Raw genomic sequence first — 23,994 nt, forward strand, 5'->3', positions numbered from 1 at the left:
GAGTATACCAGAAAAGAGGGAACAAAGATGTGGGTATTTTATGCATTTGGCTCAGCATTTTTTGCTGGTATAACTGCTGTCTTGGCAAAATGCGGTATACATCATACCCATTCACATGTAGCGACAACTTTAAGAACAATTGTTGTTTTGATTTTTTCTTGGATGATGGTTTTGATTGTAGGATCATTGGATGAAATAGTAAATTTATCTTATCAAACACTTCTTTTTTTAGTCTTATCTGGTCTTTCGACAGGAGCATCATGGTTATGTTATTTTAGAGCTTTACAATTAGGAAACATTAATAAAGTGGCTGCGATAGATAAAACGAGTGTTGTTTTGACAATGATTTTAAGTTTTATTTTATTTCATGAAGCAGTCAATATTTATAAAATTATGGGAATGATTTTAATGATGAGTGGAACTTTTTTGATGTTGGAGAAAAAAGAAACAAATCAAAAAGAAGAAAATCATTGGTTGATTTATGCTGTATTATCAGTTGTTTTTGCTAGTTTAACAACCATCTTAGGAAAAGTAGGCATTAGTCATATTGACAGCCATTTGGGAACAGCCATTCGTACAAGTGTTGTTTTGGTGATGGCTTGGGTTGTTGTGTTTGCTACACACACTCAAAGTTGCGTTAAAGAAGTTCCAAAAAAGGAACTGATTTATATTTTCTTATCAGGTATTGCCACAGGGGCATCATGGTTATGTTTTTATAGAGCCTTGCAGATTGGACCAGCTAGTCTTGTCACACCGATTGATAAACTGAGTATCTTAGTGACGGTACTTTTCTCTTATATTGTTTTTCGTGAAAAACTATATTTCAAATCTTTTATTGGATTGATAATGATTGTTATAGGAACGCTGATTATGTTGTTTTAATCATAAAGAAAACAGGATGCTTTTAGACATCCTGTTTTTGTTTGTCTTTTTGACTTTCTCTTTTTAACATTTCTTCATAACTGAACATACAGCCACAATAATTTTGACGATACATGCCATATTCTTTTGTCATTTGTGTTGATTTTAAATAACCATTGTTTTTCTTAAAATCAGCATATAAGAATTTTGGTGCATCACTTTGCCATTGATCACCAATTTCATTAATCCATTGACTATTTTTATGTGGTGACACACTTAAAACAGTTGTCCAATAATCATAATGATTGATTTTTGCATAATCAAATGTTTTACGCATTCTCAAGCTATAACAAAGACGACATCTGATACTTCCTTCTGGATAATCTTTTAAAGGATAAAGATGAGAAATCCATTCACTATTATTATAAGGATCTTCAATGACTTGAATGTTTTGATTGAAATCATCATTAGATCTTTCAATAAAAGATAATAATTCATGGAAACGTCTTTGATATTCATCGGATGGATAAATATTGGAATTGGAATAATAGATTGTGATTTCAAAATGCTCGCATAATTCTTTAATCACATTGCTAGAACATGGTCCACAACAAACATGTAATAATAATGTTGGTTTCTGATCACCGATTTTTTGTAGTTCTTCCTGTAATTTTAAATCATAATTGATTTTCATTATTGAATAAACATGCAATCACCAAATGAGAAGAAACGATATTTTTCTTCTACAGCATGATGATAAGCTTTCATAATATAGTCTTTATCAGCAAATGCACTCACAAGCATGACTAATGTTGATTTAGGAAGATGGAAATTGGTAATCAGAGCATCAATAGCTTCAAATTGATAACCTGGATAAATAAAGATATCAGTACTTTCCTGGGTAGCTTGAAATTTTCCATATTTTTTAAAGTTGGCTTCAAGTGTTCTTGTTGAAGTCGTTCCAACACTGATGATGCGCTGTCCATTAGCTTTGGCTTGATTCAGTTTGTTGGCAGTATCTTCATCAATCATATAAAATTCACTATGCATATGATGTTCTAATACATCATCAACTTTCACTGGTCTAAAAGTTCCTAGACCTACATGTAAAGTGACATCTAGGATTTCAACACCTTTTTCTTGAACTTTCTTTAAAATATCTTCAGTAAAATGTAAACCAGCAGTAGGTGCTGCAGCACTTCCTTCTACTTTGGCATAAACGGTCTGATAACGATTAGGGTCTTCAAGCTTTTCCTTGATATAAGGAGGGAGTGGCATTGTTCCAAGATGATCTAAGACTTCATAGAAAATGCCTTCATACATCATTTGAAAATGACGAATACCTTCTTCTCCAATATGTACACATTTGGCTTTTAAAGAACCATCTCCAAAAGTAATGACAGTATCCACTTTCACAATACGTGCATTTCCCACAAGACATTCCCATACATCTTCACCTAAATCTTTAAGAAGCAAGACTTCAACATGACCACCAGTTTCTTCTTTAATTCCATAAAGTCTGGCAGGAATGACTTTTGTATTGTTTCTTACTAAAATATCACCTTTATGAAGATAGTCTAAAATATCATAAAAATGCTTATCTTCAATCGTTCTTGTTTTTCTATCTAAGACCATTAAACGAGAAGTATCTCTTTTTTGTAGAGGAGTCTGTGCAATTAATTCCTCTGGTAAATCATAATCAAATTCGCTAATTTTCATTTAAAACGCCCTTTCATAAACATCTCGACCATAACTATTTAAAAATTCTTCTTTAAAATCTAATAAACGATCTTCTTGAATAGCTTTTCTTATATCTTCACTTAATTGAAGCAAGAAAGCAACATTATGAATAGATAATAAACTCTTTCCAAATAATTCATCACATTTATGTAAATGTCTTAAATAAGCACGTGTATAGTTTTGACATGTATAACAATGACATTTGTCATCGATAGGCGTAAAGTCATATTTATATTTTTCATTATTGATGTTCATACGTCCATGATGTGTCATTAACGCCCCATGTCTTGCGACTCTTGTTGGTAAAACACAGTCAAACATATCAATACCACGAATAGCCCCTTCAATCAAATCAATTGGGTTCCCAACACCCATTAAGTAACGTGGTTTATCCTGAGGGAGCCATTTCACTGCATCATCAATCATTTTATACATGACATCTTTAGGTTCACCAACACTTGTTCCACCGATAGAATATCCAGGAAAATCCATTTTGACTAATTCTTTAGCTGACAGTTCTCTTAAATCCTCAAATTCTCCACCTTGTACAATACCAAATAAAGCCTGATCTTTTCTTTTATGAGCATCTTGACCACGTTTTGCCCAACGCAGAGTTCTTTCCACACTTTTTTTCATATATTCATGTGTAGAAGGATATGGTGCACATTCATCAAAGCTCATGATAATATCAGCTCCTAAATCATTTTGAATTTGAATAGATTTTTCAGGAGATAAAAATAATTTTTTCCCATCAACAATACTTTTAAATGTGACTCCTTCTTCTTCAATCTTTCTTGTCTTTCCTAAAGAGAAGACTTGAAAACCACCACTATCAGTTAAAATAGGACCATCATAATTCATAAATTTATGTAATCCACCAGCCATTTTGACAACATCTTCACCAGGTCTTAACCATAAATGATAAGTATTTGCTAAAATGACTTGAGAATGCATTTCTTTTAATTGTTCTGGAGAAATACCTTTCACTGTTGCCAGTGTTCCTACTGGCATAAACATAGGTGTTTCAACATCACCATGTGGTGTATGTAAAATACCATATCTCGCACCAGATTGTTTACAAACATGTTTTAATTCATACCAAAAACCTTCCATTTTTTCACCTCTTTTTTAGCATACTCATTATACATGAAAGGATGTATAAGTTCAAATTTTATTGATTGAAATTCTATGAAAAAGAAAAGAGTATATAAAATAAAGATAAAGGATGTAACTGTTATAGAATATATTTGGATAGTTTTATTGGGAATTGCTATGGTAGGGAAACCTGATCTATTGTGGAAAATCGAACATTTCTGGGATGTGAAGAATGGAGAACCTTCAGAGTTATATATCGCTTTGATGCGTGTTATGGGAACGTTTTGTATTATTGGTTCTATTATATTTTTAATGACTCTTTTTATTTAAAATCCTCCAATCAAAGTTTATGATCATAGCAGTTCTCAATCATCTATATGTCAATATCATATGACTAAATCTAGATTTAGTAAATCGTGATTTAGTATAAAAAGCTCATGAGATATTCATAAAAGAGAGTTTCCTGTGGATACAAAATATAGACAGAGGAATATATTATTGAACTGTTCATTTCTTTAGTTTTTGCTATGCTTTTGGATCTTCAAATTTATCTCTACTAAAAAATGCTGTTACAAGCTCAGAAAGACAAAAATATTAAGCTTTATGAACTCAATAATATAGTCAATGTTGAGATCTGAAAAATAAATGGGTTGCTTTTTTTATTGGCAACTTTTTAATATATATTGACTTTATTCATATTGCGTCTATGCATATAAGATATAGTTTTTAAATGTTAATAAAATATTATGAAATAAAGGATTGATAAAAAATGGACATATATAAGAAAAAGTATTGTGTCATTTTGGGTATGATTTTATTTGTTTTAATGGGAATAGGATCTCTTTGGGATTATCAAATTTCGCTGTTTTTCTATGATCCTTATAACATCTTTGGTGTTTTCTTGGCTAGTTATGGGCATTTGCCTGCTTTATTATGTATGGCAGTGGCAGGAACTTTATTATTACGTATGATAGATCAGAGCATGAAAATAAAAATGATATTTTATTATGCACTAGCGTTTCTTTTCAATCTTATTGCAGTGATAGGAATGACATTGGGGCCATTATTATATATTCCTGAAATGACAACATTATTAAGCTTAGTAATAGCTATTGGTATTGTAGGAATTGTTGATGTATTGGTTTATCAGTTGAGCCTTCATGTTTCTCATGAGACAATAAAAAAGATTGTGCTTTTCATTTTATTAGTTGTTGTGATTGAACAGCTTGTCATTAATGGGATTAAAATTGTATGGGAAAGACCTCGTATGAGATTGATTAGCAGTCGCAATGATGTGAGTTTTCAGCCTTGGTGGGTTATAGGAAATTCTATCAAAGAACAACTGATGGCATCAGGTATATCAAGTGAGGAATTTAAATCATTTCCATCAGCTCATACGGCCAATGCTGCTTGTGCGATGATATTATGCACGTGGCCTTTACTTGATAAAAGATTAAAAGGAAAAGAAAATTTATTATTTTTTATAGGAGTTTGTTTTACTTTTTTGGTTGCTTTTTCAAGAATTATTATGGGGGCTCATTTTTTAACAGATGTTGTTGTAGGTATGGCTATATGTCTTATGATACAAATCGTCATAGTACAGTTTGTTTTTAAAAAATCAAAGACGAGATTTTATGAGAAATGAAAAAGAGGATATGCATCCTCTAATCAAAAGTTACATATTCATTTTTTAATGGTGGAATGACTTTTAAGTCATCCACTTTTAATAAACAGAAATTTCCATTGATATCTGGATCATATTGAACATCAATTGTTCCTGTAACTTCAATCCATTCATTAGGAATCAGTTGTTTAGCAGATGGATGTTCACAAACCATACCAATTAAAGATGTATCTTCTTCACAACAAACCATAGCTAAACGTCCTAACACAAAACCATCTTCTAACTGTTTATCACGGCCAATGAATTTACCTCTCAGAGTCACTTTCTTGTGATTATATTTATCAGGATGATCTAAAGCATCCATACAGAAAAGACCGAAATCATGATCTAAAACGTTAATATAATCTTGATGAATATCGAATGGTAATTCATCATCTTCTAAAGTATTGACAGTACCATCTTCTTTTTCATAGATAATCTGACATGTAGAATTGATAGCTTTAATATTATTTCTAAGGAATGATTTTTTAATAGAATCATCAATTCTGTTAAAAATCAATAAATCACTATGAACAACATGTTGATATAATAAAGAACGCATATTTTGAATATACAAAGCAAAAGTTTGAGCATTGATAGTTGTTAAAACTTGGACAACTTCCCAACCTTCAGGTTTATCACATTCAATAAGATGATCAACATTAAACATACCATTGACTTCCATTAAAACTTGAGTTGGATGATATTTCTTTTCCATTTCAGTTAAAAAATCAAGGTTGAATTCATCTTCTTTATGAATATATACCAAATCACAATTAAATGATTCAATGTCTTCCTGATTATATTCTTTTTCACCTTGTTCACTGACAATTAATAAAGTCTTTTCGTTGCTGCAGAAATCTGTTGTCGTAATTGTATCAATAATAAATGAAGATTTTCCGCTATCTAAAAATCCTGTAAATAAATAGATTCTTGTATTCATTATTCTACTCCAAACAATTCACAAATTTTATCTTCTAATAAATCTTTACCAATCACACAAAGACGACCAGTATAATCAGCACTACCATAACGAATTTCATATTCTCCAGGCACTAAATCAAAATGTAACCATTTCTTATCTGGTGTAGGTAAAATACCTTTAGCACGCAAGATATCTCCATAATCATGAGATGAAGATAAAATCTGAAGAATTTTGTCTAATTGTTCGTGTGTATAAGTATGAATAGTTTCTTTTCCTAAACTTGTAAATACTTCATCAGCATGATGGTGGTGATGACCACACCCGCATTCATGGTCATGGTGATGCTCGTGATGGCATTCTTCATGGTCGTGGTGATGATGGTGACAACATTCATGATGTTCATCATGATGATGACAATGTTCGCCATGTTCATGATGATGTTCGTGGTGATGGCAATGTTCACCAGGTTCATGATGATGACCACATTCTGGACAAATATCTGCTTCTTTCATTAAAACATCCTGTAAAGAATTTTGATTCTCCATTGTTTGTAAAATCGTTTCGCTACTTAATTCCTCCCAAGGTGTTGTGATAATGGCAGCTGTTGTATTCATAGATTTAATAATATCAATAGCTTCCTGAATCTTATCTTGTTGGACATCCTGAGTACGACTTAAAATAATAGTAGAAGCATATTCAATCTGATTATTGAAGAATTCTCCAAAATTCAATGAATATGTTTTACATTTCTTCACATCAATAACAGTACAGAAACTATTCAATTCGAGTTCTTCACTGTGAACATTTTGAACAGCTTTAATGACATCAGAAAGTTTACCTACTCCTGATGGTTCAATAATAATACGATCAGGATGATATTGAGCAACAACTTGCTTTAAAGCTTCGCTAAAATCACCAACTAATGAACAACAAATGCATCCAGAGTTCATTTCTGTAATTTCAATTCCAGCTTCTTTTAAGAAGCTTCCATCTATACCAATTTCACCAAATTCATTTTCAATTAAAACAACTTTTTCATTTCCTAAACAATCTTGAATAAGCTTTTTGATTAATGTTGTCTTTCCAGCTCCTAAGAAACCAGAAATAATATCTACTTTACTCATTTATTCGACCTTCTTTCTGTTTTGTATTATAGCACTCGTATTTTTAACAAGCAAATGAAATAACATACAATTCTCTTGATAAAAAGATTGAATAAGACTATAATTGTTAGCGTACTAATAATTAGTATGCTAATGAAAGGAGGAAAATCATGAAAACACCTTTTTATATGTTAGTTTTTAAAGCTTTTCATGCGCAAAGACAAAAGAATCGAATGAATATGAATGCTTTTCGTTTATCACCCGGTCAACCGAAAGTATTACGATATATTCAAAATCATAAAGATTGTAAATTAAAAGATATCGCAAAAGAATGTGATATTGAAAGTGCTACAGTAAGTAAGATTCTTGATAACTTAGAAGAAAAAGGCATGATTACAAAAGCTATAAATCCTCAAAATAAACGTGCTTATCAACTGAATTTAACAATTGAAGGAGAAAAGGCTTTAGAAAAGTGGGACGAACATTGTTTAGAAATAGAACAGATTTCTTTAAAAGGATTTAGTGAAAAAGAGAAACAGCAGTTTCAAGACTATTTATCTCGTATGTATACGAATTTAACAGGAAAAGAGATTTTATAGGAGGGGAAAATATGATCAAACGTTTATGGCCATATGCAAAAAAATATCAACGTTATTTTTTACTGGCATGTGCCTGTATTATTGGAGAAACAGTTTTTGAACTTGTGATACCTGTATTGATGGCTAATATTATTGATGTAGGTGTAGCCAATAAAGATACAAATTATATTGTCATACAAGGCATACTGATGATTGTTTGTGCCTGCATTGCTTATGTTTTAGGAGTCTTATATGCTCGTTTTGCAGCTACGGCAGGACAAGGATTTGGAGCCGAATTGAGAAAAGATGAATTTGAAAAAGTTCAGAATTTTTCTTTTGCGAATACTGATCATTTTTCAACGTCGTCTTTAATTACCCGTTTAACAAGTGACGTTATTATCATTCAAAATGCGATATGTAATGGAATTAGACCATTAGTCAGAGCACCCTTTATGCTTTTGTTGGCATTATTTTTTACTTTTACTATTAATGCAAAATTAGCTCTTATATTTTTGGTTTCTACACCTATATTGGGGATTGGATTATTTGTCATCGTAAGAAAAGTTGGACCACTGTTTAAGTTTATGCAATCAAGTATGGATAATATTAATACAATTGTCCAGGAAAATTTAAATGCTATTCGTGTTGTTAAATCATATGTTAGAGAGGGGTATGAATCTGAAAAATTTGAAGGCATGAATGAAAATTTAAGAGAGAATAGTGAAAAAGCCTTTCGTACTTCAGTATGGAATATGCCATTATTTCAATATGTGATGTATCTGACGATTGTTTCTATTTTATTTTTTGGTGGACAGATGATTTTAGCTGGAACGATGAAAGTTGGAGAATTGACTGGTTTTTTAAGCTATGTCATGCAGATATTAAATGCATTGATGATGATTTCTAATGTCTTTTTAATGTTAACAAGATCTATTGCCAGTTGTGAACGTATTATTGAAGTGCTTGATGAAGTACCAGATATACACGATCCACAAAATACATCAGAAATTGTTGAAAATGGTACGATTGATTTTCACCATGTTTATTTTAAATATAAATCAACAGCTAAAGAATATGTCTTAACAGATATTGATTTACATATACCGGCAGGATCAACGATTGGTATTTTGGGAGGAACGGGTTCAGCGAAAACGAGCTTAGTACAGTTGATACCTAGACTTTATGATGTTAGTGAAGGAGAAGTCTTGGTTGATGGACGTAATGTGAAAAATTATTCTGTAGAACATTTAAGAGATAGTGTAGGAATGGTTTTACAAAAGAATACTTTGTTTAGTGGAACGATTAAAGAAAACTTGCTTTGGGGTAATAAAAATGCAAGTGATGAAGACATTGAATGGGCTTGTCACATTGCTTGTGTGGATGAATTTATAAAAAATTTCCCAGAAGGTTATCAAACTGATATGGGACAAGGTGGAGTCAATGTTTCAGGTGGTCAAAAACAAAGATTATGTATTGCCAGAGCATTATTAAAAAAACCAAAAGTTTTGATTTTAGATGATTCTACAAGTGCAGTAGATACGGCCACAGAAGCTAGTATTCGAGAAGGGTTGGCATCTTTAAAAGATACAACAAAAATCATTATTGCTCAACGTGTTTCGAGTGTTCAACATGCTGATCAGATTGTGATTTTAGAAGATGGACATATTCATGCAGTGGGAACGCATGATGAGTTGTTGGCACATGATCACATTTATCAGGATATTTATTATTCTCAATTGGAAGGAGCTGGTTTATAATGGCAAGACAAATTACAAATGCAAAACCTCAAGATATGATGAAAACATTAAGCTCCTTTAAAAAGTATATTGGATATCATAAATATGCTTTAAGCAGTGTAGCTGTTTTAGTTATTATCAGTACAGGAATTAATCTTTGGGGAACATTTCAAATTCGTACGGTCATTAATCAATATTTAATGCCGGGAGATTATCAAGGATTGGTTCGTTTTATTATTTTTATGATTGTTGTCTATATGATTGGAGCGACTTCAACAGCCATTTATAAACAATTGATGGTGCATACGTCTCAAAAGATTGTTAAAGAAATGCGACAAGACTTATTTGATAAAACACAAAAATTACCTATTCAATATTTTGATAGTCATACACATGGAGAAGTAATGAGTCATTTTACAAATGATTTGGATACAGTTCAAGATGCTTTAAATAACTGTTTTGATAATTTAATTCAAAGCTTTATTATGATTGTAGGAACATTGATTTTAATTTTTGTATTAAGTTGGCAATTATCATTAATTGTTTTTGCCTGTATGTTGATTATGTATTTTATGATTCAATATTTAACCAAAAGAAGTAAACATTATTTCTCTAAACAACAGGCGGCATTAGGTGATTTGAATGGATTTATTGAAGAAATGGTTGATGGTGTCAAAGTTGTCAAAGTTTTTAATCATGAACAGGCTAATATTGAAGAATTTAATCGTCGCAATCGTATTTTACAGGAGGCTGCGACTAATGCGTTGACTTATTCAGGAAGAACAATTCCTACAGTTGTTAGTATTTCCTATTTTAATTACGCTATTGTTGCCTGTGTAGGAGGATTTTTAACAATCGGTGGTATCATGGATTTAGGAAGTTTATCTTCATATCTGGTTTTTGTCAGACAGACTGCGCAACCAGTCAATCAATTTACACAACAATTGAATTTCATTTTAGCAGCTATGGCAGGGGCTGAAAGAATATTTGATATGATGTCAGAAAAACCAGAAATTGATGATGGTCAAGTTACATTAACAAGAGTGCGTAAACATAAAGATGGTCATTTAAGTGAATGTCAGGAACATACAGGATATTGGGCATGGCGTCATCCTAGACCAGATGGAAGTATTGAGCTTGTCGAATTAAAGGGTGATGTGCGTTTCCATGATGTGGTGTTTGGCTATGAAGAAAATGTTCCTATTTTAAAAAATATTAATTTGTTTGCGAAACCGGGACAAAAAATTGCATTTGTTGGAAGTACAGGTGCAGGAAAAACAACGATAACAAATCTGATTAATCGTTTCTATGATATTCATAGCGGTAGTATTACTTATGATGGCATTGATGTCAAATTAATTAAAAAAGATGATTTAAGACATTCGATTTCTATTGTTTTACAGGATACGCATTTATTCACGGGAACAATTGCTGATAATATTCGTTATGGAAAACTGGATGCGACAATGGATGAAGTGATAGAAGCAGCAAAATTGGCTAATGCCCATAGTTTTATCAAACGTTTACCAAATGGTTATGAAACCATGTTGAGTGGGGATGGGGCCAATCTTTCACAAGGACAGCGTCAGTTATTGGCTATTGCCAGAGCTGCCATTGCCAATCCACCTGTTTTGATATTGGATGAAGCAACAAGTTCAATTGATACACGTACAGAAAAGCTGATTGAAAAAGGTATGGATCGTTTAATGGAAAATCGAACAGTTTTTGTGATTGCCCATAGATTATCAACGGTCAGAAATTCAGATGCGATTATGGTGTTAGATCATGGTCAAATTATTGAACGTGGGAGTCATGATGAATTGATTGCACAAAAAGGACGTTATTATCAATTATATACAGGACAATTTGAGTTAGAATAAAACCAATGAGACCATAAGCCTCATTGGTTTTTCATCGTCTTTATGGTTTTAATAATTCAACAATACTTCGAATCATAGCACCAGTTGCGCCATCAGGTGTTTTAGCAGTGGCAGCAATATCTAAGTGAATCCATTTGATGCCATCTTCCACAAATTCATTCAACAAGCAGGCTGCCCCGCTGGCTTCTCCACTAAAAGTCATAGGACCATTCTTGAAATCAGCGCTGTTGGATTGGAGTTTTTCAAGGTATTCATCATCCATTGGTAATCGCCATCCTTTTTCATCGGCTGCTTTCATGGCTTGTTCAAATTCTTGATAATAGGCATCATCATTAGCGAAAACAGCAGTATAAACATCCCCCAAGGCTGGTCCAGTCAAGGTTCCTAAATCAATAAGATGACTAGCTCCTAGTTTTTGTGCATACGTGATAGCATCACATAAGATTAGTCGTCCTTCTGCATCTGTGCTTACGACTTCGACTGTCTTTCCTGATAGTGTTGTGATGACATCCTGTGGTTTATAGGCTTTTCCATTCACCAGATTCTCTGTCACTGGGATGATTCCATAAACATTTGTCTTGGCTTGGATACCAGCAAGAATCTTCATGATTCCTAAAACATCTGCTCCTCCACACATGTCATACTTCATGCCATAGCTGTTTGATTTCAGGTTGTATCCTCCTGAATCAAATGTAATTCCTTTTCCTATCACGGCTTTATGTGGTGCATTTCCATTATGCGTATACTTCAATACAATCATGTAGGCAGGTATATGACTTCCCTGATTGACGGACAGAATGCCTCCTGCTTTCATTTCTTCCAAGGCACTCTTGTTGAGTATTGTATATTCAATGTTATACGCCTTAGCCAGTTCGACAGCTTCTTTGACCATGTCTTCTGGTGTCATCAGATTAGATGGTGTATCAGCAAGTCTTCTGGCATAGTTGATGCCTTCTCCATAGATTCTTCCTGTTTCAATATCCTTTTCAACATATCCTGATGATACAATATCCAAATCAGTTATCATTTTCGCATCATGTCCAATCTTACATTCCTGATACTGGGCAATGATATGTGATTCTACCCATATTCTGACAAAGGCATGCTTGTCAATACCTTCATCAAGATGATCAGTCATCAGCTGAACAGGCTCGTTAATATTTTTTGAGATATTCAAAACTAACTTTCTAAGTCTGGCAGTCGTCAGTTCACTGACATCACCAAGACCAACAAAAAGAATATAAGGGAAATCATATTTTCCAAGTGTATAGACTTTTGTGGATTGATTGAAGTCTTTATTAATGATTGTGTTGATATCATATCCTAAGGTATCACATATATCATTCAAGACACTTTGATGGTGATAAATCGGATAAATCATTATTTTATTGTCTGGTTGTTTTAACTGTTTCATGAAACAATCCTCCTTATGATATATATTTTATCACTATTTCAAGTGAAATGAGGATTTTTGTGAAAAAGGCTTATGAGATAGAATGTTCTATCTCATAAGGCCTCTATTCAATAAGTAGAATTGTTGCTTGATATGGAGAAAGTTTTAATTGTTGGTTTTGAATATTGACTTGATCATTGGATAAAAGAACTTGAGCTTTTGAAGATAAAGGAAAATGAGTTTCTTTGTTTTGAAGGTTTTGAATACATAAGATTGTCTGTTGATCATCTTGACGCATATAGGCAATCACATATTCTTCGCTTTCTAATGGAATAAAATCTCCATATACGAGTGTTTGATGATACAAAGGATTCTGTCTTAAAGCAATCATCTGTTTATAATAAGATAAAACAGAATCGGGATCATTCGCCTGTTTAGCAACATTAATATCTTGATAATATTCATTATTCGTAAGCCAAGGTTGAACATCACTAAAACCTGCATATAACTGTGAATTCCAGCTCATAGGAGAACGGGTATTATCTCGACTGCGACGATTGACAAAATCTAAAGCTTCTTTTTCGCTATAACCTTCCTGTAAGGCTCTTTGATATTGGGCGTGAGAGTTTAAATCATCAAAATCATGGATAGATAATCTATGATTATTGATAGTCCCAATTTCTTCTCCTTGATAAATGAAAGGAGTCCCCTTTAAAAACATAAACATTTGACCTAAAGCTTTTGCGGCTTTTGGCGTACGTTCTTGAGGATTACGAATAAGTCTGTTTAAACTTCTTTGCATATCATGATTTTCCAGGAAAGTTCCACACCATCCTGTTTTAAAGATTTCCTTTTGACTTAAAAAGAGCTTTTCTTTGTATTCCTGCATTGTCCAATTTTGAAGTGGGAACCATTCTTCATGTTCAGTAATATCAATATGTGAATAATTAAAATCAAACATCATTGAAAAGCATCCATCTTGACCAATAAAAATACTAAGCTGATCATAAGGAACACCCACAGCTTCCGCCACTGTCATACAATGATGAATATCAAATGTCTTTTCTCTCAACTCTTTGAAAAAGACTTCTATACCAGGCTGATTTCTTGTGAATTCAAAACATGATGAGAGTCCATCTGCGCCATCAACAGGACCATTTTGCCAGGATTGATCCTTTTTTATAAAGTTAATAGCGTCAACTCTAAATCCTGCAATTCCTTTATCTAACCACCAGTTAATCATGCGATAGATGTCTTCTCTCATTTGTGGATTTTCCCAGTTTAAATCAGGTTGCTTTTTAGAAAAAGAATGAAAATAATACATATTGTCTTCGTGAGGGACTTTTTCCCAAACAGAACCACTAAAAACAGAACGCCAGTTTGTAGGAGGCTGGTTATCTTGACCTTCTTTAAAAATATAATATTGTCGATAAGGACTATCAGGATTTTTTAATGCTTCCTGAAACCATGCATGTTCATCAGATGTATGATTAATAACAAGATCCATAATGATTTTGATATCTCTTTCTTTCGCTTTGACAATCAGTTCATCGACATCTTCCATACTTCCAAAATCAGGATGAATTTGATAATAATCAGCAATATCATAGCCATTATCATCCATAGGAGAACAATAAATAGGACAAATCCAAAGCATAGTGACACCTAAATCTTTTAAATAATCAAGTTTTTGAATGATTCCTTGAATATCACCGATTCCATCATGATTACTATCTTGAAAACTTTTTGGATAAATTTGATAAACAATTTCTTCTTTCCACCATTGTGGCATATTGATCACCTCTAAAATGATTATATCATGAAAAAATAATTGATGATAAGATTTTACAAATCTCAAATATCTTCATATAATAAAACAAAGGAGCTGATCAATTATGACATATATAGATGGACATATGCATCTGGAAAATGGACCACTTACAAAAGAATATGTTTTACAATTTGTAGAAGCAGCACATCAAAAGGGATTAGATGAAATTCAAATTTTAGATCACACACATCGTTTTATTGAGTTTGAACCCATTTATGAGGGGTTAAAACAATATGATGTACAAAAGACATGGTTAGCAAATAAAGACATGAAATTTAAAGATCATTTAAGTGATTTCATTGATTTAATGAAAGATATCCAACAAATGGACTTGCCTGTCAAAGTGAAATATGGATTAGAAGTCTGTTATGTTCCAGAATATGAGAACTTTTTAAAAGAATTATTAGGACAATATTCTTTTGATTTTCTGGTAGGTGCTATTCATTCTATTGATGGTATCTTATATGATATGAGTTTTTCAAAAGATTTATTATGGAATCGCTATGATGCCAATGATATCTATAAACGTTATTATGAGCTTGTCTTTCAGTTAATAGAATCACAATTGTTTACACAACTGGCTCATCCAGATACGATTAAACTTTTTCAAATCTATCCTACATATGATTTGAAGCCAACTTATCAACAAATGGCTGAGCTTTTAAAAGCAAATCATATGAAAGCTGAGAATAATGTTGGATGTTACTATCGTTATCATCATCCCGATATGGGCTTATCTGATGAACTTTTACAGATTTTTAAAGAGAATAATGTAGAGCTGATTTATGCATCTGATGCACATCAGCCACAGGATGTAGGAAATTATATTCATGAAGCAACATTACGAATGAACTAGCAAAAATGCTGGTTCTTTTTTTGATAAGAAATGAATATATTGGAAAGGATGAATGATAAATATATGAAATTGTATACAATTTTGATAAAAATAATTACAAATTATGAAAAAATATAAAATAATTTGATTAATTTGTATAAATCATATATAATATCATCAATATTTTAAAAAGGAGGGTGTCGATATGACAACAAAAAGAGTTTATAACTTTTCAGCAGGTCCATCAACATTACCTGTATCTGTATTAGAAAAAATATCTTTAGAAATGTTGAACTATAACGATAGTGGTATGAGTGTAATGGAAATGAGTCATCGATCATCATCCTATCTTGAAATTTTTAATGAAACGAAAGCGATGTTAAAAAAAGTAATGAATATTCCTGATCAATATCAGATATTGTTTATTCAAGGTGGGGCGACACAACAATTTTCAACGATTCCACTGAATTTGATGAAAAATGGAAAAGCTGATTATATCATTACAGGATCTTTTTCCAAAAAAGCTGCCCAAGAGGCACAGAAATTTGGAGATGTTCATATTGCCTATGATGGTAGTGTTCGTCAATTTAAGCATATTCCAACACAGGATGAATTAGATATCAGACCAGATGCATCTTATGTGCATTTGTGTTCTAATAATACGATTTATGGAACGGAATGGAAATATGTTCCCGATACAAAAGGAATTCCAATTGTAGCGGATATGTCTTCTAACATTTTATCTAAACCTATCAATGTCAATGATTATGGAATGATTTATGCTGGTGCACAGAAAAATATGGGAATTGCTGGATTGGCAGTAGTTATTGTAAGAGAAGATTTGATCAAAGACCATCAGGAAAAGATTCCTGTACTGATGGAATATGATACTATGGCTAAAAATGATTCTATGTATAACACACCACCAACTTTTTCAATTTATGTATTAGGAGAAGTTTTGAAATGGATTGATTCATTGGGTGGACTTGAAGTTATGCAGAAAAGAAATGAAGAGAAAGCAAAGCTGTTATATGATTACTTGGATCAGTCAGATTTCTATATTGCACATAGTGATCCGGATAATCGTTCTTTAATGAATGTCACTTTTACGTGTCCGAATGCCGATTTAGATGCAAAGTTTGTGAAAGAATCAGTGGCTGCAGGTATGACGAATTTAAAAGGTCATCGTTCTGTAGGTGGGATTCGTGCTTCTATTTATAATGCAATGGAAAAAGAAGGCGTTGAAACATTAGTTGCCTTCATGAAAAAATTTGAAGAAGAAAATAGGTGATCAAAATGTATAAAATGAAATTAATGAATAAGATTTCTCCTAAAGGAACAGATTTGTTTGGGGAACAATATCTTGTAGGAGAAGATCAAAATGATGAGGATGGTATTCTCGTACGCTCTGCCACTTTGCATGATTATGATTTTCCGCAATCATTAAAAGCTATTGCACGTGCTGGTGCTGGTGTTAACAATATTCCTATTGATAAATGCAGTGAAAATGGGGTTGTTGTCTTTAATACACCAGGAGCGAATGCCAATGCAGTCAAGGAACTTGTTTTATGCGCATTGTTTTTATCTTCACGACAGATTGTTGAAGGAATTGATTGGGTGAAAACATTGGATGGTCAAGATAATGTAGGAAAACTGATTGAAAAGGGGAAAAGTCAGTTTGTGGGACCTGAACTAGAAGGTAAAAAATTAGGGATTATTGGATTAGGGGCTATTGGTGTCAGAGTTGCGAATGCGGCTATTAAATTAGGCATGGAAGTTTATGGCTATGACCCATATATTTCAGTCGATGCAGCATGGGGTATGAGCAAGTGGGTCAAGAATGCTCAAAATGAAGATGTGATTTTTAGTGAATGTGATTATATCACATTACATGCGCCAAGTACGCCAGAAACAAAAGGCATGATTAATAAAGAAAACATTGCGAAAATGAAAGATGGTGTACGCCTTCTTAACTTTGCAAGAGCAGATTTGGTCAACTCTCAAGATATCTTAGATGGAATTGCACAGGGGAAAATCAAAAAATATATAACGGATTTTGCGACGGAAGATATTATTAATCAAAAAGATATTATTGTCATGCCACATTTAGGTGCTTCTACACCTGAATCCGAAGATAATTGTGCCATTATGGCGGTTAAAGAAATGAAAGATTATCTGGAAAATGGAAATATTACAAATTCTGTCAACTTACCATCAGTCAAAGAACCACGTACAACGAAATATCGTATTTGTTTAATTCATAAAAATGTTCCAAATATGTTAGCACAGTTTGCTACATTTTTGGCAAATAAGCATATCAATATTGAAAATATGGTTAATAAAGCTAAGGGTGAATATGCCTATACCATTATTGATACTCAAGATGCTATTGATATACAAAGTTTTAAAGATTTGAAATATGTGATTAAAGCTAGAGTTATCGAATAAAAATGCAGATTTATGTCTGCATTTTTTACGTTTTTGATAAAATTTTTGGATGAAAATGAATTCTATGATAGAATAATGTCAAAGGGGAAAGATGTATATGAAGAAAATTATTGTTTTTTTAATGGCATTTATTTTATTTGGATGTTCATCGCCACAATCTACACAAGCAGAAACAGCTACAGAACCAGAAGTCAATGTTTTAGAGTCTTCTGAAAATTATACGTTCAATCAGCAACTGGAATTTGAAATTATGCGTACATCCTTAACTGATGAAATTGCACCAACAAATAAAAACAAAAGCTATCAATATTTAAAACCAGCAGATGATTATCATATTTTTATTGATGTTGTGGTCAAGACAAAAAATCTATCAGATCAAGAATATGAGCTTGCTGATATATATAGTGGAGAAATTGAATTTCATAATCAAAAACATGATATACAAATGGCAATTGAAAACTTGAATTATACGCAAATCAGTACAACAGATACATTAAAACCACAAGAAGAAAGATATATACATCTTTATTGTGAAGTCGAAAAAGAAAATAATACTGAAACTGCAGTTTTAACACTTCGTGTGATGAATCAAAAAGATTATCAATATACATTTTCATTAGAACGAGTTCAGGAAAGTTCACAAATGAAATCTGTAGGAGATATGATTGTGTGTTCTCAATCTGAATTAACAATATTGAACTATCAACAAAGTGAACGTATTGAACCATCACAAAAAGGTATTTTTTATAGTTATTATCCCACAGATAGTGAAGATCAAATATTTGTAGTATTATCACTAACGTTAAAAAATACATCATCTCAGGATATTGATCCAAGCAGTTATGTTTATTGTGAATATGAGATTGATGGAGAGACGATAAGTTCACAGATTCTTCTAGAAAGTGAAGATCATAAATCTATTTCAAAAAAAGGAAGTATTCTATCTGGTCAGACGAGAACAATATATTTAGCTATGCCTATTTTGAAATCACAAAGCAAAGAACAAGGTACAACTACATTATTTGTAGAGGGGAATACTTTTGTAATTGACAATCAAAATTATACAACACTATAAAATCAAGATGGTTATTGATTTTTGATCAATGACCATCTTTTAACGTCTTATGAGAATTTATGTTTTTCCTTTTAAGATTATAATTATACATAAAAATTTGAAAATGACTACTTTTTTGCTTATCGATATTGACAAATATGACAAATGGGAGTATTCTAATTATGAAGTTAGTAATGCCTAACTTATTATTTTTAAGAATAAGTTAGCTTTAACTAATTGAAGGAAGGAATGATTATGATGCCATTAACATTAGCTGGTGTTGGAGAAGTGAATACAATTCGCAAAATAGGTGGCAATGAAGAAACAAGACGTTTTTTAGAAAATCTTGGTTTCGTTGCTGGCAGTGAAATTACAGTTTTATCAGCCATTGAAGGTAATGTCATTGTCAATATTAAAGATTCAAGAATTGCCATCAATAAAGATATGGCACGTCATATTATGGTATAGCCAAAGGGAGGAGAGATGACGATGAACTTAAGCGAAGCGAAAGTTGGAAGTACAGTCACTGTTACAAAGATAGAAGGGGATAGTGCTTATAAACGCCGTATTATGGATATGGGAATCACAAAAGGAACAAGCCTATATATTAGAAAGGTTGCGCCATTGGGAGATCCTGTGGAAATTACGGTCAGAGGATATGAGTTATCTGTACGAAAAATGGATGCTCAGTGCGTGATGGTCAAATAAAGGGGGATATAGAAATATGAATATTAAAATTGCTCTTGCGGGTAACCCTAACTGTGGAAAAACAACAATGTTTAATGCTCTTACTGGAGCGAACCAATATGTTGGAAACTGGCCAGGTGTTACAGTAGAGAAAAAGGAAGGAAAATTAAAAGGAAAGAGAAAAGATGAAGATATCATCATTACTGATTTACCTGGTATTTATTCTCTTTCACCATATACATTGGAAGAAGTTGTCAGTCGTGACTACATTTTAAATGAAAATCCAGATGTTATCATTGATTTGGTTGATGCAACAAATATTGAAAGAAACTTATATTTAACAACACAATTAATTGAAACAGGTGTTCCTGTTGTCATTGCGTTAAATATGGCAGATTTATTAGAAAAAAGAAATATCAAAATTGATACAAAACGTCTTTCAATGTTGTTGAACTGTCCAATTATTGAAACATCAGCTTTAAAACAGACGGGATTAAATGCTTTGATTGATGAAGCTATTAAAGTTGCACATAAAAAAGAAGTAGCTTTACCAAAAGATATCTTCTCATCAGATTTAGAAAAAGCAATTGCTGAAGTAGAAAAATTGCTTCCAGCTTCTATCAGTGAAGGGAAGAAGAGATGGTATGCTGTTAAATTATTGGAAAATGACAGCAAGGTGATTGAAAGTATTGGTAATCAAATTCAAAATAAAGCTACTATTGATCAACAACGTCAAGTATTAGAAAAGAAACATGATGATGATATGGAAAGTATTGTCACAGATGAACGTTATCAATTTATTCAAAAGATTATTTCTACAACTGTGAAAAAAGGTGGAGAAAAATTAACGGTTTCAGATAAAATTGATAAAATTGTGACGAATCGTATTTTAGGTATTCCTATCTTTATAGCCGTTATGTTTGTTGTATATTATGTTTCTGTCACAACGGTAGGAACTTGGGTGACAGATTGGACAAATGATGTCTTTGTTGTAGCGATTCAAGATGCTGTTGGAGGTTTCTTGACAAGCATTGGTTCTGGTGAAGTTGTTCAAGGACTGGTTGTAGATGGAATTATTGGTGGTTTAGGAGCTGTTCTTGGTTTCGTACCACAGATGGCTATTTTATTCTTATTCTTATCTATTTTAGAAGATTGTGGATACATGGTACGTATTGCCTTTGTCATGGACCGTGTATTTAGACACTTTGGATTATCTGGAAAGAGCTTTATTCCACTATTGATTTCTTCAGGATGTGGAATTCCTGGAATCATGGCCTCTAAAACAATTGAACAAGATAATGATCGTCGTTTGACAATCATGACAGCAACTTTCATTCCATGTGGAGCGAAATTACCTGTTATAGCATTGATGGGTGGAGTGGTTGCTGGAGAAGCTGCTGGATATACAGAAAGTTCATTTGTTGCGCCAATGATGTATTTTATGGGAATTGTTGCTGTATTGGTTGCTGCTATTATTTTAAAGAAAACAAAACCATTTTCTGGTAAACCTGCTCCATTTGTTATGGAATTACCTCAATATCATATTCCATCAGCTAAAACTGTATTATTGCATGTATGGGAAAGATTGAAAGGATTCATCATTAAAGCTGGTACAATCTTATTCTTGGCATGTGTTGTGATGTGGTTCTTAGGTGCTTATGGATTTGTAGATGGACAATTCGGATTAGTAGAGAGTGGCGATAGCTTATTAGCTATGATTGGTGGATTTATTGCTCCAATCTTTAAACCACTTGGATTTGGAAACTGGCAGGCTGTTGCAGCATCACTTTCAGGATTTACTGCGAAAGAAGCAATTGTATCAACAATGGGATTATTAGCAAATGTCGCTGGTGATGTCGAAGATGCAGTGAATGTTGCACAAGGTGTGCAGGCTTGGTTCCCAACAACTTTATCTGCTTTCTCATTTTTGATCTTCAACTTATTAGATTCACCATGTCTTGCCGCTATCGCAACGATGGCTCAACAGATGCAATCTCGTAAATGGTTCTGGTTTGCAATTGTTTTCCAAAATGTTTTTGCCTATGTTGTATGTTTATGTATTTATCAGATTGGAACATTCTTAATGGGTGGTGCTTTTGGAATCTGGACAGCTATTGCATTTGTCTTAGCAGCTGTGATATTATTCTTATTGTTTAGACCTGATCCATATAAAAATCAGAAAGTTTATTCTAGAAGATCAGTTCAAGTGAATTCATAGTCAAATAACTGGATACTTTGGTGTCCAGTTTTGGCATATCAAAGGAGTTGAAAAAAATGGCAGATATTATTGTGCTTTTATTAATTATGGGATATTGTGGATTTGTCATTTTCCGTCGACATCGTCAAAAGAAAAATGCAACGCAAAATGGCTGTCAAGGCATTTGTGCGGGATGTAGTGGTTGTGGAGATTTCAGTCATTTAAAAGAAACGTATTTTGCTGATAAAAGGAAAGAAGAAAGGAAAATATAAATGGGAAATTCAACGGGTTCAATGTTTTATATGTTCATCATTGTGATTGGTGTTTATATTATAGGCATGTTAGCCTTTTTAGGATTTCAACAAATAAAAAAGTGGTTCAATAAGCGTCGTGATTTAAAGTTCCAGGAAAGAAGGGATCATCATGGTTGATGTGATTATTATCATTATTGTCATTATTTTATTAGGATTTGCATTGAAAGGAAGTATTAAACATTTTAAAGGTGAAGGAGCTTGTTGTGGTGGAAGTCATGAAAATTTAAATGCTGAAGAAAAGGTATTGTCTTCACCGATAATCGGTAAAATGACTTTAAAAATTCAAGGAATGCATTGTGATAACTGTGTCAAACATGTTATGAATGCCATTAATACAATAGATGGAGCAAGTGCTAAAGTGGATCTTCAATCAGAAACAGCTGTGGTTTCTTATGATCGACCTCTTCATGAATCTGATTTGTACCGAGTTGTGGAAGAGGCAGGTTATCAGATTGTATCAATAGTTAATGAATGAAAAAATAAGTGTGATAAAAACAATGTATTTTTCAAAAATATTGATGAAAACTATTGACAATATATGAAAATATTGTATACTATAATTGTAGTTAGTTAAAGCTAACTATTAATTAAATAAAGAAGTTAGCAAAAACTAACCATTATATATCTCAGCGTGCAAAATCAGATATATAATACTTAAAAAAGGATATTGATTGAATTATAGTTACCCTCATACTCCTATTCATCGTCATTTAGATTATAAAAGCCAGATTAGATCTAGACATACTTGTAACTATAATGATAAATCCCATCCTTTAACAAACACAATCATGTGTATGATGAAAAGTAATCTTCGGATTACTTTTTTTCTATGACCTAAAAAGTTGCGTTTGAAATTTAAATATGATAATGTATGTTTTAGGTGATGAATATGAAAAAGATGGAAATGAGACATACAAAAATATTAGAACTCTTAACTGAAAAAAAGAAAGTAGATGTCACAGAGTTATCACAATCTTTAGGGGTGTCACAGGTCACAATTAGAAAAGATTTGGATTTATTAGAAAAAAAGGGCCTGATCATTAGAGAACATGGCTTTGCGACTTTAAATGGAGAAGATGATATGAATAATCGTTTGGCTTATCATTATGAAGTCAAACAGAAGCTTGCGAAAGCTGCCTGTGCGTTTATTGAAGATGGGGAAACGCTGATGATTGAATCAGGATCATGCTGTGCCCTGCTGGCGCAGGAGATTGCGACAACGAAAAAAGATGTGACCATTATTACTAATTCATCATTTATAGCTGATTATATTCGCCAATTTCCTCAAATCAAAATAATTTTGCTGGGAGGAGAATATCAAAAAGAAGCACAAGTTGTTGTTGGACCCATGACAAGACGATGTGTGGAAGCTTTTTTTGTAGATAAGTTCTTTATTGGAACAGATGGCTTTTCTAAAAACACGGGCTTTACTGGTAATGACTATATGCGTAGTGAAACAGTCAGAGATATGGCAAAACAGGCAACGCATGTCGTTGTCATTACAGAATCATCAAAATTTCAGCAGGTAGGATTGGTGAATTTATTGCCAACAAATCAGGTTTCCTGTGTTGTTACAGATGATCAGATTCCTGCAGAAAGTGAAGAATATTTGACACTTCAAGGCATTACAGTTCAAAAAGTCAAATAAAAAAGG

At 32.6% G+C, this 23,994-nt stretch carries 24 protein-coding genes; 17 read left to right on the forward strand and 7 right to left on the reverse strand.

Translation table 11 applies throughout. The features are described 5' to 3' along the window. Positions 1-27 precede the first annotated feature (27 nt). A complete protein-coding gene (locus ACZYT4_RS05280) occupies positions 28-882 on the forward strand; it encodes an EamA family transporter (RefSeq protein ID WP_463783177.1) in 855 nt (284 codons plus the stop codon). Positions 883-904: 22 nt separating this feature from the next. On the opposite strand, the gene ACZYT4_RS05285 is transcribed toward ACZYT4_RS05280, so the two are convergent. Genes ACZYT4_RS05285 through tgt form a run of 3 tightly spaced genes read right to left on the reverse strand, consistent with a single transcriptional unit; the run spans position 905 to position 3,714 of the window. Beyond that, the gene (locus tag ACZYT4_RS05285; RefSeq protein WP_463783179.1) at positions 905-1,555 is read right to left on the reverse strand and encodes an epoxyqueuosine reductase QueH; all 651 of its coding nucleotides are present in this window, start codon (positions 1,553-1,555) and stop codon (positions 905-907) included. Next, the gene (queA, locus tag ACZYT4_RS05290) at positions 1,555-2,580 is read right to left on the reverse strand and encodes a tRNA preQ1(34) S-adenosylmethionine ribosyltransferase-isomerase QueA (protein WP_463783181.1); all 1,026 of its coding nucleotides are present in this window, start codon (positions 2,578-2,580) and stop codon (positions 1,555-1,557) included. The genes ACZYT4_RS05285 and queA overlap by 1 nt, the downstream gene beginning before the upstream one ends. Then, entirely contained in the window at positions 2,581-3,714 is a 1,134-nt protein-coding gene (gene tgt, locus ACZYT4_RS05295) for a tRNA guanosine(34) transglycosylase Tgt (protein ID WP_463783184.1), read from the reverse strand. 75 nt (positions 3,715-3,789) lie between these two features. On the opposite strand from tgt, the gene ACZYT4_RS05300 reads away from it, so the two are divergent. Continuing rightward, on the forward strand, positions 3,790-4,026 hold the full coding sequence (locus tag ACZYT4_RS05300) for a DUF6199 family natural product biosynthesis protein (protein WP_463783188.1): 237 nt from the start codon (positions 3,790-3,792) through the stop codon (positions 4,024-4,026). 439 nt (positions 4,027-4,465) lie between these two features. After that, a complete protein-coding gene (locus tag ACZYT4_RS05305) occupies positions 4,466-5,341 on the forward strand; it encodes a phosphatase PAP2 family protein (RefSeq protein ID WP_463783190.1) in 876 nt (291 codons plus the stop codon). A gap of 19 nt (positions 5,342-5,360) precedes the next feature. On the opposite strand, the gene ACZYT4_RS05310 is transcribed toward ACZYT4_RS05305, so the two are convergent. Next, positions 5,361-6,302 carry a TIGR03943 family putative permease subunit gene (locus tag ACZYT4_RS05310; RefSeq protein ID WP_463783194.1) on the reverse strand — a complete coding sequence of 314 codons (942 nt, stop codon included), beginning with the start codon at positions 6,300-6,302 and terminating at the stop codon, positions 5,361-5,363. Further along, positions 6,302-7,408, reverse strand: coding sequence for a CobW family GTP-binding protein (locus tag ACZYT4_RS05315; RefSeq protein ID WP_463783197.1), 1,107 nt, complete (start codon positions 7,406-7,408; stop codon positions 6,302-6,304). The genes ACZYT4_RS05310 and ACZYT4_RS05315 overlap by 1 nt, the downstream gene beginning before the upstream one ends. Positions 7,409-7,557: 149 nt before the next feature. On the opposite strand from ACZYT4_RS05315, the gene ACZYT4_RS05320 reads away from it, so the two are divergent. The 3 genes from ACZYT4_RS05320 to ACZYT4_RS05330 are packed head-to-tail and all read left to right on the forward strand — an operon-like array spanning position 7,558 to position 11,581. Continuing rightward, positions 7,558-7,986, forward strand: coding sequence for a MarR family winged helix-turn-helix transcriptional regulator (locus ACZYT4_RS05320; protein WP_463783198.1), 429 nt, complete (start codon positions 7,558-7,560; stop codon positions 7,984-7,986). Positions 7,987-7,997: 11 nt separating this feature from the next. Further along, on the forward strand, positions 7,998-9,722 hold the full coding sequence (locus ACZYT4_RS05325) for an ABC transporter ATP-binding protein (protein ID WP_463783200.1): 1,725 nt from the start codon (positions 7,998-8,000) through the stop codon (positions 9,720-9,722). Continuing rightward, a complete protein-coding gene (locus ACZYT4_RS05330; RefSeq protein ID WP_463783202.1) occupies positions 9,722-11,581 on the forward strand; it encodes an ABC transporter ATP-binding protein in 1,860 nt (619 codons plus the stop codon). Before ACZYT4_RS05325 ends, ACZYT4_RS05330 begins: the two co-directional genes overlap by 1 nt. A gap of 40 nt (positions 11,582-11,621) precedes the next feature. On the opposite strand, the gene ACZYT4_RS05335 is transcribed toward ACZYT4_RS05330, so the two are convergent. Together ACZYT4_RS05335 and ACZYT4_RS05340 are read right to left on the reverse strand one after the other, a co-directional pair. After that, positions 11,622-12,995, reverse strand: a complete 1,374-nt coding sequence (locus tag ACZYT4_RS05335) for a M17 family metallopeptidase (protein WP_463783204.1) — start codon at positions 12,993-12,995, stop codon at positions 11,622-11,624. 103 nt (positions 12,996-13,098) lie between these two features. Then, positions 13,099-14,766: a glycoside hydrolase family 13 protein gene (locus ACZYT4_RS05340; RefSeq protein ID WP_463783206.1), complete on the reverse strand. Its 1,668-nt coding sequence runs from the start codon at positions 14,764-14,766 to the stop codon at positions 13,099-13,101. Between the two features lie 103 nt (positions 14,767-14,869). Between ACZYT4_RS05340 and ACZYT4_RS05345 the strand changes: the two genes are divergently transcribed. The 11 genes from ACZYT4_RS05345 (at position 14,870) to ACZYT4_RS05395 (ending at position 23,988) form a co-directional block, all read left to right on the forward strand. Further along, positions 14,870-15,661: a PHP domain-containing protein gene (locus ACZYT4_RS05345; protein ID WP_463783208.1), complete on the forward strand. Its 792-nt coding sequence runs from the start codon at positions 14,870-14,872 to the stop codon at positions 15,659-15,661. 184 nt (positions 15,662-15,845) lie between these two features. After that, complete coding sequence (serC, locus tag ACZYT4_RS05350; RefSeq protein WP_463783210.1) at positions 15,846-16,931, forward strand: 3-phosphoserine/phosphohydroxythreonine transaminase; 1,086 nt, start codon at positions 15,846-15,848, stop codon at positions 16,929-16,931. Between the two features lie 5 nt (positions 16,932-16,936). Further along, the gene (locus ACZYT4_RS05355) at positions 16,937-18,088 is read left to right on the forward strand and encodes a 3-phosphoglycerate dehydrogenase family protein (RefSeq protein ID WP_463783212.1); all 1,152 of its coding nucleotides are present in this window, start codon (positions 16,937-16,939) and stop codon (positions 18,086-18,088) included. A 97-nt stretch (positions 18,089-18,185) separates the two neighbouring features. Further along, positions 18,186-19,163: a hypothetical protein gene (locus ACZYT4_RS05360; protein ID WP_463783214.1), complete on the forward strand. Its 978-nt coding sequence runs from the start codon at positions 18,186-18,188 to the stop codon at positions 19,161-19,163. 234 nt (positions 19,164-19,397) lie between these two features. Then, positions 19,398-19,610 carry a FeoA family protein gene (locus ACZYT4_RS05365; protein ID WP_463783216.1) on the forward strand — a complete coding sequence of 71 codons (213 nt, stop codon included), beginning with the start codon at positions 19,398-19,400 and terminating at the stop codon, positions 19,608-19,610. Between the two features lie 21 nt (positions 19,611-19,631). Next, positions 19,632-19,850 (forward strand): FeoA family protein, encoded by a 219-nt coding sequence (locus ACZYT4_RS05370; RefSeq protein ID WP_463783218.1) that lies wholly within the window; start codon positions 19,632-19,634, stop codon positions 19,848-19,850. Between the two features lie 16 nt (positions 19,851-19,866). Beyond that, entirely contained in the window at positions 19,867-22,047 is a 2,181-nt protein-coding gene (gene feoB, locus ACZYT4_RS05375) for a ferrous iron transport protein B (protein WP_463783221.1), read from the forward strand. Between the two features lie 56 nt (positions 22,048-22,103). Further along, on the forward strand, positions 22,104-22,298 hold the full coding sequence (locus ACZYT4_RS05380; protein ID WP_463783222.1) for a FeoB-associated Cys-rich membrane protein: 195 nt from the start codon (positions 22,104-22,106) through the stop codon (positions 22,296-22,298). After that, positions 22,299-22,457 (forward strand): hypothetical protein, encoded by a 159-nt coding sequence (locus ACZYT4_RS05385; RefSeq protein ID WP_463783224.1) that lies wholly within the window; start codon positions 22,299-22,301, stop codon positions 22,455-22,457. After that, positions 22,450-22,815 (forward strand): heavy-metal-associated domain-containing protein, encoded by a 366-nt coding sequence (locus tag ACZYT4_RS05390; protein ID WP_463783226.1) that lies wholly within the window; start codon positions 22,450-22,452, stop codon positions 22,813-22,815. Before ACZYT4_RS05385 ends, ACZYT4_RS05390 begins: the two co-directional genes overlap by 8 nt. A 423-nt stretch (positions 22,816-23,238) precedes the next feature. Continuing rightward, entirely contained in the window at positions 23,239-23,988 is a 750-nt protein-coding gene (locus ACZYT4_RS05395; protein WP_463783258.1) for a DeoR/GlpR family DNA-binding transcription regulator, read from the forward strand. Positions 23,989-23,994 lie beyond the last annotated feature (6 nt).

It is taken from the genome of Massilimicrobiota sp. mt181 (assembly GCF_055420065.1).

Coding starts and splice junctions, on each gene's coding strand:
- ACZYT4_RS05280 (WP_463783177.1), top strand. CDS start 28: ATGTGGGTATTTTATGCATTTGGCTCAGCATTTTTTGCTGGTATAACT.
- ACZYT4_RS05285 (WP_463783179.1), bottom strand. CDS start 1,555: ATGAAAATCAATTATGATTTAAAATTACAGGAAGAACTACAAAAAATC.
- queA (WP_463783181.1), bottom strand. CDS start 2,580: ATGAAAATTAGCGAATTTGATTATGATTTACCAGAGGAATTAATTGCA.
- tgt (WP_463783184.1), bottom strand. CDS start 3,714: ATGGAAGGTTTTTGGTATGAATTAAAACATGTTTGTAAACAATCTGGT.
- ACZYT4_RS05300 (WP_463783188.1), top strand. CDS start 3,790: ATGAAAAAGAAAAGAGTATATAAAATAAAGATAAAGGATGTAACTGTT.
- ACZYT4_RS05305 (WP_463783190.1), top strand. CDS start 4,466: ATGGACATATATAAGAAAAAGTATTGTGTCATTTTGGGTATGATTTTA.
- ACZYT4_RS05310 (WP_463783194.1), bottom strand. CDS start 6,302: ATGAATACAAGAATCTATTTATTTACAGGATTTTTAGATAGCGGAAAA.
- ACZYT4_RS05315 (WP_463783197.1), bottom strand. CDS start 7,408: ATGAGTAAAGTAGATATTATTTCTGGTTTCTTAGGAGCTGGAAAGACA.
- ACZYT4_RS05320 (WP_463783198.1), top strand. CDS start 7,558: ATGAAAACACCTTTTTATATGTTAGTTTTTAAAGCTTTTCATGCGCAA.
- ACZYT4_RS05325 (WP_463783200.1), top strand. CDS start 7,998: ATGATCAAACGTTTATGGCCATATGCAAAAAAATATCAACGTTATTTT.
- ACZYT4_RS05330 (WP_463783202.1), top strand. CDS start 9,722: ATGGCAAGACAAATTACAAATGCAAAACCTCAAGATATGATGAAAACA.
- ACZYT4_RS05335 (WP_463783204.1), bottom strand. CDS start 12,995: ATGAAACAGTTAAAACAACCAGACAATAAAATAATGATTTATCCGATT.
- ACZYT4_RS05340 (WP_463783206.1), bottom strand. CDS start 14,766: ATGCCACAATGGTGGAAAGAAGAAATTGTTTATCAAATTTATCCAAAA.
- ACZYT4_RS05345 (WP_463783208.1), top strand. CDS start 14,870: ATGACATATATAGATGGACATATGCATCTGGAAAATGGACCACTTACA.
- serC (WP_463783210.1), top strand. CDS start 15,846: ATGACAACAAAAAGAGTTTATAACTTTTCAGCAGGTCCATCAACATTA.
- ACZYT4_RS05355 (WP_463783212.1), top strand. CDS start 16,937: ATGTATAAAATGAAATTAATGAATAAGATTTCTCCTAAAGGAACAGAT.
- ACZYT4_RS05360 (WP_463783214.1), top strand. CDS start 18,186: ATGAAGAAAATTATTGTTTTTTTAATGGCATTTATTTTATTTGGATGT.
- ACZYT4_RS05365 (WP_463783216.1), top strand. CDS start 19,398: ATGATGCCATTAACATTAGCTGGTGTTGGAGAAGTGAATACAATTCGC.
- ACZYT4_RS05370 (WP_463783218.1), top strand. CDS start 19,632: ATGAACTTAAGCGAAGCGAAAGTTGGAAGTACAGTCACTGTTACAAAG.
- feoB (WP_463783221.1), top strand. CDS start 19,867: ATGAATATTAAAATTGCTCTTGCGGGTAACCCTAACTGTGGAAAAACA.
- ACZYT4_RS05380 (WP_463783222.1), top strand. CDS start 22,104: ATGGCAGATATTATTGTGCTTTTATTAATTATGGGATATTGTGGATTT.
- ACZYT4_RS05385 (WP_463783224.1), top strand. CDS start 22,299: ATGGGAAATTCAACGGGTTCAATGTTTTATATGTTCATCATTGTGATT.
- ACZYT4_RS05390 (WP_463783226.1), top strand. CDS start 22,450: ATGGTTGATGTGATTATTATCATTATTGTCATTATTTTATTAGGATTT.
- ACZYT4_RS05395 (WP_463783258.1), top strand. CDS start 23,239: ATGGAAATGAGACATACAAAAATATTAGAACTCTTAACTGAAAAAAAG.